Consider the following 600-nt stretch of genomic DNA (forward strand, 5'->3'; position numbering starts at 1 on the left):
AGCCAATATCTGCTCTCCACCCTCAAGGAAGTCCCCGATGATGCGGAAGTGGTCAGCCATCAGCTGATGCTGCGCGCCGGGATGATTCGTAAACTGGCGTCTGGCCTTTATAGCTGGCTGCCCACTGGTTTACGCGTGCTACGTAAAGTGGAAAATATCGTACGTGAAGAGATAAACAACGCCGGCGCGATTGAAGTGGTCATGCCGGTAGTGCAGCCAGCGGATCTGTGGCAGGAAAGCGGACGTTGGGTCCAGTATGGCCAGGAACTGCTGCGGTTTACCGATCGCAGCGCTCGGCCGTTTGTACTGGGCCCCACGCATGAAGAGGTGATAACTAACCTTATTTGCAACGAGATCAGCTCCTATAAGCAGCTGCCGTTGAATTTCTATCAGATCCAAACAAAATTTCGCGACGAAGTGCGGCCACGTTTCGGCGTCATACGCTCGCGGGAGTTTGTGATGAAAGACGCCTACTCCTTCCACACTAGTCAGGATTCGCTGCAGGCGACTTATGATGCCATGTATCGAGCCTATAATGCTATTTTCACCCGCATGGGGCTGGAATTCCGGGCGGTGCAGGCGGATACAGGTTCCATCGGC

The 600-nt window shown here is 54.2% G+C and carries 1 protein-coding gene; it reads left to right on the forward strand.

Going from position 1 to position 600, the window contains the following annotated elements; translation table 11 throughout:
* Window positions 1-600: proline--tRNA ligase (proS, locus tag BG74_RS06500; RefSeq protein WP_187202735.1), on the forward strand; the 600-nt coding region annotated here is incomplete at both ends.

The organism is Sodalis-like endosymbiont of Proechinophthirus fluctus (assembly GCF_001602625.1).
Classification (GTDB): domain Bacteria; phylum Pseudomonadota; class Gammaproteobacteria; order Enterobacterales; family Enterobacteriaceae.